Raw genomic sequence first — 9,950 nt, 5'->3', positions numbered from 1 at the left:
AATCGGAACTAGCGAAATTGTTTGAGAGATCAGCCCGGAGTTAAATAAAGTTTACAGAAGGTAGTCTTCATTTACACAAAATTATTGACACTCCCTTTTTATGGATACCCAATGGGCAGAAACAAAATACTTAGAGTTCATGTTGTTGCTGTTTTTTGCTGCCGGCTACTCCATAGTAATGAACGTCTATAAAGGATCCTACTTTACAAGACATCAAAGTGTTAAGATGTATTCCGTTTTCTTTTTACTAGGTCTAGTTAATTTATATCTATCTTCTTCACCTTATTCACCACTTATAAAAGATGGGTTAATCACTTCAAACAGTATCATGTTTGTAAATGCGCTGATTTTCATCTCAATGCCCATTGCGTTTCTTTCAAGAATAGTGGTAGAGAAAAGACTCAATTCTGATGACGATTAAACTGCTTGAAATGCTTGGATAATAAACTGTAGCTTATGCCTATATTTGGGGGGATTTTAAAGATGAACATTTATGATGAATATCAGAAGTCTATACGCTATAAATACGAATCCCGTGCATCTACGCAGCTAAGGTTAATGCTGAGAAAGAAAGGGATAGAGAAATAGAGTGGGTGAACATTACAGAAAACAGGAGGAAGATAAATGACTGAAACAATTCTAGCTATAACAGGCCCTACTTCCGGTATCGGTCGCGGTGCTGTAAAAGTGTTAGCCACATCATTTGATCGTGTATTATTACTGTGTCGAAATCTTGAAAAAGGAACGTTGCTCAAAAAAGAGCTGACAGAGTTGAATACCGAATTAAAAATCGACATTATCAAATGTGATTTAAGTGAATTATCTTCCGTTCAGCAAGCCGCAGATCACATCAAAGAGCAATACGACCACATCGACTGTCTGATCAATAATGCCGGGATGGTCTCAGCTTCTAAAAAAGAGAGTGTCGACGGGTATGAACTCATGATGGCAACCAATTACATTGGCCCCTTTCTTCTGACCCATGAACTACTGCCATTAGTCATGAACAGCGAACGCAAGCAGATTGTTGTGGTTTCGTCTGGTGCATACAAGTTCGCGCCTGCGAAAGAACCTTTCTTTAAACCGACACGTTTCAACCCCATCAGTGGATATGGACGCTCTAAGCTGGGCACTTTGTATCTCGCTCAGGAACTGCATGAACAGTATTCCCGTGAAGGATTGAGAGCGACTGCAGTGCACCCTGGCATGGTCTCGACAAACATTGGGAAAGACAGCGTCAGTAAAGCCTTAGGCGATTTAGTATTTAAACTGCTGGATCCATTTTTTGTGACTATCGATGAAGGATGCAAGTCGGTTGTCTCAGCTGTTGAAGAGCCTGATAAATATGCTGGGGTCTATTCTGACGAAGGAAAAGTCGCCCCGGTCAAAAAACACGGCAGCGACTTCAAGATGCGTAGAGAATTTATCGATGCTACGCTTGAAGAATTGCACTTAAACGCATTATAAATTCTTATTGACCAATGCTCTCAGTGTGGGCAGGACCTCTATTTCGAACCATGGATTTCGTTTCATCCAGCCATAATTCAGCGGAGACGGGTGAACCAGCGGCAGGTACTCAGGCAGGTACTGCTCGAAATGTCGGACAGTTTCCGTCAGGTTTTTTTCACGCCGTTTACCCAAATAATACTTCTGAGCGTAATTCCCAATCAAAATAATCGTTTCAAGGTCTGGCATCTCCTTTAACAACTGGGGGTGCCATTTTTCTGCGAACCCTTTGCGTGGGGGAACGTCTCCAGATTTTGCTTTACCCGGATAGTAAAAATCCATAGGGAGATGCGCTATATAATCAGTCTCATAAAAAGTCTCTCGTGAGATCCCCATCCATTCTCGCAACCGATCCCCGCTCAAATCATTCCAGAACAACTGCGATTCTTCCGCTTTACGGCCCGGAGCCTGACCCACAATAGCGATACGCGCTTCTTTAGAAGCTTTAAACAGTGGCGGAACTCCTTTCTTAGTATATGATTCATTCATTGGGTCTGCCATTATCGCTTGTTTGATTTCTTCAAAAAAAATCAGTCTCTCCCCCTTTCAACTGAATTGTTCTGATACAGTCTGTAACGGCTCCCCCCTGCTTCTTTAGCTTGATATAAAGCTCTGTCAGCGTATGTCACTAACCGTTTTTTATCATCGGTATCATCAGGATAAAGGGAAATGCCGATTCCTGCTCCTATCTGAATGTTTATTCCATTAAAATAGAAAGGTTCATTGAGTGCCTGTATAATACATTTAGCAGTATCTTCAGCTTCTTTCAAAAACTCAATATCAGATATTATTACAGCCATTTCATCTCCTCCTCTGCGTGTGACCGTTGCATTTTTCTCAACAGACGATTCTAAGCGTCTGGCCATTTCCTTAATAACAGCATCTCCAGCATCATGACCGTACGTGTCATTTATTTGTTTAAACCCTTGTCCATCCAACATCAATATAGCAACTTTCTTATTTAAACGGTTCGCCTGAATTATTGCTTGATTTAGTTTATCATCGAAAACTCTCCGGTTTGGCAGTCCAGACAAATAATCATAATATGCTGCATTTTCCAGCTGATTTTGAAGATCTTTTCTCTCAGTAGCATCTCGAGCAATCATCACTGCTTTTTTAGTTTGGCCATCTTCAAGAATAGTAGAAGTTGAAATATCCATCCAAATGTAGTGTCCTTTTTTATGGCGCATTCTAATTTCTACCGTTGAAAGATGGTCTTCTATCTTCATTGCCTCGAGTCTTTTGCCAAAGGTCTCTTGATCATCTGGATGGATAAAATTTCTGTAGGAATAGTTAATGTAGTCTTCATATTTGTACCCTAATATCATTTCATTTGAAGGAGACACGTAAGTAATCAGCCCAGAAAAATCCGTTAATGTAATCACATCAAACGCATTTTCTGTAATAAGCTGAAATTTCTCCTGTGTTTTTTTTAATTCTCTCTCTATCGTTTTTAAATGGGTTACATTCTTGTAAAATCCGTACACTCCCGTTACTTTTTCATCTTTATCTAATGCAGGCGTATAAGACGCCAGTATATCCAGCAGGTCCCCATTTTTAGTCCGTCTCTTAGTTTCTTTAAGAAGTATATTCTTCCCATTTCCGATACACTCAGTAATGATTTCCTCTATTTCTTCACCAAGTTCAAAGGGGATTCGTTCATTTTTCAGCCCGGGCAATTCTTCTATCTTGTAATTGAATAACCGTTCAAAGGCAGGGTTACATTGCACAATGTCTAAGTTATTATTTGCAAGAAAAATAGGATCTACTGAATTATTCCAGAAAGCTTCCAGCTCTTCGGTTTTCTCAATTAATTCCTTCTGTAGTCTTTTTTCACTAGTAATATCTTTCGTTACACCGTATATACCAACCACATCGTTATTCACAACTATAGGAATTTTTGTAACCGACAAATCCAGACGGCTTCCGTTCTTATTTCTCCCGGAAGTCTCATAGCGCTGAGACTTCTTCCCTGTGACAGCTTTTTTAAAATAATTTAATGCTCTATCTACATCCACTGGTTCAATTAAAGATTCGATACTCTTACCTAGCAGCTCAGCTCTCGTGTACCCAGAAAGATTTTCTACTTCCGCATTCCCACTAATAAAATGTCCTTTTGTATCATAGGTAAAAATCGCATCCGGATGATTCTCAAATAATGATTTATACCGTTGTTCGCTTTCCTGTAAAAGATACTCCAGCTTTTTCTGTTTGGTAATGTCCTTTGCTATTCCATAAATACCGACAAGCATGTCATCAACAATAATCGGAATTTTATTGATCAGTAAATACACTTGGTGACCTTTTTTATGGTGTATGGCTATTTCATACTCTGCCGATGTTCCGCTAAGCGCTTTTTCAAACAGTTTAACCGCATCTGCTAAGTACTTCTTCACCACTATGGGTTTGAATGACTGTCCGATAAACTCATCATACTCGTAGCCTGAAATTTCCATGGCCCTATCATTGACACTAACAAATCGCCCGTCAAGATTAAACTCAAAGACAGCCTCTCTATTGTATTTAACAAGAGAATCCAGCCTTTTTTCTTTTGCTCTTGTTTTTTGCTCTTCTTGCTTTATTTCCGTAACATCTCTAACAATCGCCAATATATACCGACAATCTCCCTCTTCCGTCACAATCGGATTCAGCGATGTTTCACCAAAAGTCACTTTGTCGCTAACTGATGATTCCTCTATAAACTCTACTGATTTAAGTGTGGATTGAACCTGATCATATTTAGGGGCTAACACCATATATTGCTCAAGGGACAGAACATCTTCCAGCTTACGCCCGTAAATGCTGTCATCTGATTTTAAAACTTTGAATGCAGATTGATTTACGTAAATATAGTGGTAAGAGCTTCCTCTGACTTCCATTAAAAAGACCAGATCTTTTACAAAATCAAACATCGTAGTAAAGGCCAAATCACCATTAATAATCTTACTTAGAACCTGTTTCATTCCTTTAGCTCTCCTTTTGTATAAGCATTTAGAATTAAATTATGAAGTCTACCGTAAGCCATTTATTCAAATTTTAATAGTAAATCATAAAAGGTAATATAAAGATGTATATATGTAATTTCTATTTGTTTTATTATATCATAGTTGAACTATAGGCTAATGGAATAATTATAGTATTATCTTCCGCAGATTATTTAACTTTCGGATTCGATGCCCCTCTTAGAGCTTTATTAATCGCATAGTCAAAAAAGAAGAATGCCAATAGCATTCCCCTTATCGTGCATATAAACTTATTCATTAATTGTACAAGAAGCAGTTGCCGAGAGGACAGCTTTGCACATCTTACTTGATTACATTTTATATTCAAAAAATGTAACTTGAGATTCAAATGCTTCCTGTTCCTACCCTAAAGCCACATCCAGCACCATCATCACCGTAAATCCAATCATGAGCCATATAGCAGACAAATCTTTATTCCCATTTTCCTGAGAACCCGGTATCACTTCTTCCGCTACTACAAAGACCATTGCTCCTGCTGCGAAAGCCAGTGCATAAGGAAGCAGCGGCTGTATGAGTGACACCAGCCACAGTCCAAGCAAGGCTGACACTGGTTCAACAAAACCGGATAGCTGTCCATACCAGAATGCCCGTCCTCTTGACATCCCTTCCCGTCTTAAAGGCATCGATACGGAAGTGCCTTCCGGAAAGTTCTGCAGACCCATACCAATCGCCAGCGTCACTGCTCCGATCAGTTGAGACATATCTCCTGTCAGAGCCATTGTGCCAAATGCGACACCGATTGCAAATCCTTCTGGAATATTATGCAATGTGATTGCCAAGACCAGTAATGTGCTTCTGCGGTAACTTTCAGGGTTCCTTCCTTCTGCTTCTGTTTTGTCTACGCTAGATCCTGACTGAATGAGTTCCGGATGCAAGTGAGGCAGTAACTTGTCCACCCCCCATAAGAAAAATCCTCCCGTCATAAACCCGACTGCAGCCGGAATCCATGATGGAAGCGGACCTCCTTCAGCCATCTCGATCGCCGGCTGTAAAAGTGACCAGAAACTTGCCGCAATCATCACTCCACCAGCAAACGCCAGCATCCCATCCATTACCCGCTGATTTACTCTCTTTGCTGTAAAAACCAGCGCAGCCCCTGCCGCTGTCATTCCCCACGTAAACAGTGTCGCCAACAGTGTCTGGATAGTTGGACTTAAATCTATAAACCAGTTCCACATTCTAATTCCTCTTTCTTTGTATGTAGTATTTGTCCCCTCCATTATACACGTTAATTAATCTCATTTGTATTGTCATGCACAAGTCAATTCATCACCTTATTTTATACGAATAGTTTCAATTCATGGATGATTGTACCCTATTAGTCGACTTTGATTTTTCTGTTAGACTTTCCTCCCTGGATTCAGTTAAGATTGTGTTAGAAATAAAACGCTTTCTATACAAACTTATTATACGAGGAGGAATCACATGTTAAACCTTACAGAGATTATTTCAGTCCCGTCACGCCTATTCATAGGGGGAACTGTTCCAGAAAACTACTATCACGATACTTATGTTAAAAATATTAAACCAGTGTATGCCGTTGCCCTTCCGAAAACGCAGGAAGAAATCATTAAGCTGGTCGACTTCGCAATTGAAAAGGACCTTCATATTCTGGCTCGAGGAGCAGGAACAGGGGTGGCTGGTGCACAAGTACCTCTTGAAGGAAATGAATTGATCATTGATGTTCATTTGATGAATCGAATAGTTGAACTGGATGAAGAGACTTTGACTTTGACAGTTGAACCTGGGACATTGGTTGGAGAAATACATCATTATGTAGAAAGCAAAGGGTATTTCTACCCGCCAGATCCTGCATCCAAACATTCAACGATCGGTGGAAATGTGGCGACAAATGCAGGTGGACTGCGTGCGGTTAAATATGGGACGACTCGGGATTACATTAGAGAAATGACCGTTGTCCTTCCAAGCAGTGAAACGATGACGCTAGGTAGTAAAAATATCAAGAGCAGTTCAGGTTACGACATGAAGGATCTATTTATAGGGTCAGAAGGGACTTTAGGGATCACAACAGAAATCAAACTGAAACTGATTCCTCTACCCAAAGCCAGTGTGTCACTTTTACTCGCATTCGATACTGTCCAGCAGGCAACTGATGCGACGCTCGCAATTTTAACAAGTGGTGCTGATCCCTCAGGCGTGGAATTATTCGAACGTCAGGCCCTGCATTATGCTGAACAGAATTTAGGCTATCCTTTGAAATCTCAAGTAGGTCAAGCCTATCTTCTGATGACATTAGACGGAAATAATCAGACAGAGCTTGTCGGACGCGTGGAACTGATCGAACAGATCGCTCAAGAAACCGCTCTGGAGAGTCATGTCCTAACAAAAGAAGAAGCTCTGAAAAATTGGGCGTTAAGAGACAATATCCTGCTCGGATTGACGGTCTTTACCGAGTTTGAACTTTTGGATGAAGTGGTTCCAATCAACAAATTTGCCGAACTGATCGAATCCACCAAGCAGATGCAGGAAAAACATGGACTGAACGTCTTGAATTTTGGTCACGCCGGAGACGGAAATGTGCATACCCTGCTGATGAAAGACGACTTGAGTGAAGAAGAGTGGACACGTAAAAGAGCTGCCTTGCTTAAAGACTTATATCAGAAAGTCGCTGATTTAGGCGGACTCCCTTCAGCCGAACACGGCATAGGAATCGTCAAAAAAGAATACATGGAAAGCATGACTGATGAAGTGAACCTGAAATACATGCGTGCCCTTAAAAAGGTGTTCGATCCAGATAACCGACTGAATCCCGGGAAAATATTTTAAGCCGTTATTAAAGGATTTTTTGAACATATAACTAAAATATAATGTAGAAGTCGTCCTCTTTTCAGAAAAATTAGAGGCCGACTTTTTGTATTTTGAATAATCTAATTTCAATTCGGTACTCACCATAGGATACAATACTCGTGAATACTAGATCTTTATATAGAACTATTACAATGCACCTTGTACACGCATATATATAAATTTATGCTATAATATAATCACAGGGGGAATAAACATATGAAAATAAGTATTTCAAAACTAGTAGTATTAGGATTTTCCAGTTTTATCTTCTTAACTGGCTGTACTCAAGAAGAAAGTGTAGATATCGACAGCATTCTTGAGGAAGAAGGTACCTTCAGCTTTGATTTAATGGATTCTCCTAAGATCACTTTTCAATCTGAAGGTATGAAAATACGCAATGCACATTCTTTTGTGGCTGAGTATCCTTTTCCGTTTGTACCAGAACAGCTATATGAAGAATACGATATAGTACATACAGAGGAGACGCTTCGCATAGAAGTGGATGACATAGTCTATGAGCTGGAGATTTTAGGTCCCAGACTTTTCCGCGATAACGAGAATGATCTGGAACTGAGTACGGATATCTATTTACTGGATGACGAGGATCAAACGATCTGATTTTATTGGGTTTATTATCATCTAAATTCACAGGATTATTTTAATATCTGTTCAACATGAAAAGCGGTCAGCTATTGACCACTTTTTTTATGCTTTGACAGAATATCCTGATGATTAAATAAGGACTTCATTTCATGATATCTCTTCCCCTTAAGTATCCTCATTAAAATCATCTTTAAAACGTAAGTCTTCATTAGTTTCAATTGCTTCTTTGAAGATGTTTTTAATTTTTGGAACATACGTAATACTTCCCAACTCTCCTTTAATAGCTATAAATTCCTGATCTGGTAAAATGTTAAATTTAGCAGGCACTGTTAAGACAATCTTATATCCTAGTTTTCATTAAATTTCATCCTTTTCTTTGAATGTCGCCGACATCAAAACATTCAAAAAATACCTAAATAATAAGCTAACAACCATCTTTTTTATGAACAATTAAGGATGGCTTTTCTTAGTGCTATAATGTTCTTATTTATTATTTCAAATATTTCTTTATTACACATGGCCAAGAAAAAAAGCAACAAGATTAAATAATACAAAATTCATCAATATATTTATTAGTGCTAAACGAGTAACAATCCTCATTGAGTCAACTGTACAAACTATACCGAGGGCTAATATACTCCAGAAAATAGTATCAAAAGTAAACAAGGATACTCCTATTCGTGAGAACGTGTCGGTAAAATATAAGGCGAGTGTCAGTGTTTGAAGAGATAGCACCCAATAATTAAATTGTCGATTTCCTATTCTCCTTTTCACGATTAGTCCAGAAACAAGTATCGCCAAAACTGTTAAAAGCTTTAAAATTGTCATAACATTCATATCTGTAAGTCCCTTCTGAATATATTGTATATTTGTGAATAGTGTAACAAAATCCCCATTTGATAACCTCCAAAATACCGAATTTTTCTTTAAGTTTTTATTAACGTTAATTTTATAGATTCAACTTTAAAACCCCTCTTCTAAATTGAGAGAGGGGTTCCGTATTCATAATTTTTATTTTTTTACTTATACAACGGTAAACGTCTTGTTAACTCACGTACCGATTCTTTTACTTGAGCCAGTTTTTCTTCATCTTCTTTTGCTGTCAGTGTATCTACAATCAATTCGGCAACTTTTCTGCACTCCTCTTCTTTAAATCCTCGTGAAGTGATTGCTGGTGTTCCAATGCGGATGCCACATATTTCTAAAGAAAGACGACTTGAGTAAAGAGGGATAAATTCTTAGTATAAATACCTTTCTTTAAAATCTGTATTAAAAAGTAGCAGAAACACTGATTTGATTCTATAAAAAAATCTATCTCCTATGAAAGCAATACAATCTTTTTCTAATAAAGCTTCGATTTGCTCTTTTTTTAAGTAATTTTAACCTACTCAAAAACTTTTTCGAATTCGAAATACATACTTTTATCATAGGTTTTGTGATTAATTTCACTATTTACTTTTTTTATGAATTAAAGTACAATAAAATTAAATTTAATTTTAAATAAGTAAGAAAGGCTGGTTTTTGTGATTAAAAAGAATATAGAAATTAGTAGGGCTATTTTCTTGTTACTACAATTATTTCTTTTACTTTATTTGATGATTACTCTTGAAAATTATACTACTAACATACTAATATTACTGCTTATAGTAAGCTGTATAGGTTTGTTTATAGTCTCATTTTCTGTTATAAACATTCCAAGTAATAAAAAACTAAAGATCATCCCATTTGTTATTTTTTGCTTATCTATTATCTCCATTACCTTAAGTTTATTATTAAAGGTGGTTCAATATATTATTACCTCTATGCCTTGATAGAGAAAAGTATTGAATTCTCATGGACAACAAATGTTAATATCTGCATAATTCCTGAATAATTCATAGCTCTATAATTTAAGCTGGTTTCTTGAATAAATTAATCGTTCTTGGAAAAATTGGGAATTTTTCTACAAAATAGTGCGTTCTCGAAGTAGATTTTAACTAAATGAACCTTCTTACGATTCTCTTGTTTGTT

Annotated in this window: 7 protein-coding genes and 1 pseudogene; 3 read left to right on the top strand and 5 right to left on the bottom strand. The window is 37.7% G+C overall.

Going from position 1 to position 9,950, the window contains the following annotated elements; genetic code table 11:
• Positions 1–624 precede the first annotated feature (624 nt).
• Positions 625–1,467: an SDR family NAD(P)-dependent oxidoreductase gene (locus CLV38_RS12910; protein ID WP_106196327.1), complete on the top strand. Its 843-nt coding sequence runs from the start codon at positions 625–627 to the stop codon at positions 1,465–1,467.
• Here CLV38_RS12910 and CLV38_RS12905 read toward each other — a convergent pair.
• The 3 genes from CLV38_RS12905 to CLV38_RS12895 all read right to left on the bottom strand — a co-directional run bounded on the left by CLV38_RS12905 (position 1,462) and on the right by CLV38_RS12895 (position 5,707).
• Positions 1,462–2,007, bottom strand: a complete 546-nt coding sequence (locus CLV38_RS12905; RefSeq protein ID WP_106196324.1) for a uracil-DNA glycosylase family protein — start codon at positions 2,005–2,007, stop codon at positions 1,462–1,464. The genes CLV38_RS12910 and CLV38_RS12905 overlap by 6 nt on opposite strands.
• Before the next feature lie 29 nt (positions 2,008–2,036).
• Positions 2,037–4,469: a PAS domain S-box protein gene (locus CLV38_RS12900; RefSeq protein WP_106196322.1), complete on the bottom strand. Its 2,433-nt coding sequence runs from the start codon at positions 4,467–4,469 to the stop codon at positions 2,037–2,039.
• A 401-nt stretch (positions 4,470–4,870) separates the two neighbouring features.
• The gene (locus CLV38_RS12895; protein WP_106196319.1) at positions 4,871–5,707 is read right to left on the bottom strand and encodes a ZIP family metal transporter; all 837 of its coding nucleotides are present in this window, start codon (positions 5,705–5,707) and stop codon (positions 4,871–4,873) included.
• A gap of 247 nt (positions 5,708–5,954) precedes the next feature.
• Here CLV38_RS12895 and CLV38_RS12890 point away from each other — a divergent pair, with 247 nt between their 5' ends.
• The gene (locus tag CLV38_RS12890) at positions 5,955–7,316 is read left to right on the top strand and encodes an FAD-binding oxidoreductase (protein WP_106196317.1); all 1,362 of its coding nucleotides are present in this window, start codon (positions 5,955–5,957) and stop codon (positions 7,314–7,316) included.
• A 237-nt stretch (positions 7,317–7,553) separates the two neighbouring features.
• Complete coding sequence (locus CLV38_RS12885) at positions 7,554–7,955, top strand: hypothetical protein (protein WP_106196314.1); 402 nt, start codon at positions 7,554–7,556, stop codon at positions 7,953–7,955.
• A 150-nt stretch (positions 7,956–8,105) separates the two neighbouring features.
• Here CLV38_RS12885 and mazE read toward each other — a convergent pair whose 3' ends face one another.
• Positions 8,106–8,279 carry a type II toxin-antitoxin system PemI/MazE family antitoxin gene (mazE, locus tag CLV38_RS12880; RefSeq protein WP_106196312.1) on the bottom strand — a complete coding sequence of 58 codons (174 nt, stop codon included), beginning with the start codon at positions 8,277–8,279 and terminating at the stop codon, positions 8,106–8,108.
• Between the two features lie 680 nt (positions 8,280–8,959).
• Positions 8,960–9,163 (bottom strand): annotated as a pseudogene (glyA, locus tag CLV38_RS12870) (serine hydroxymethyltransferase); the annotation flags it as partial.
• Positions 9,164–9,950 lie beyond the last annotated feature (787 nt).

It is taken from the genome of Alkalibacterium olivapovliticus, assembly GCF_003003275.1.
In the GTDB taxonomy this organism is placed as follows: Bacteria; Bacillota; Bacilli; order Lactobacillales; family Carnobacteriaceae_A; genus Alkalibacterium; species Alkalibacterium olivapovliticum.
Note: the sequence above shows the minus strand (reverse complement) of the source record. Positions and strands in the feature narration are given on the sequence as shown.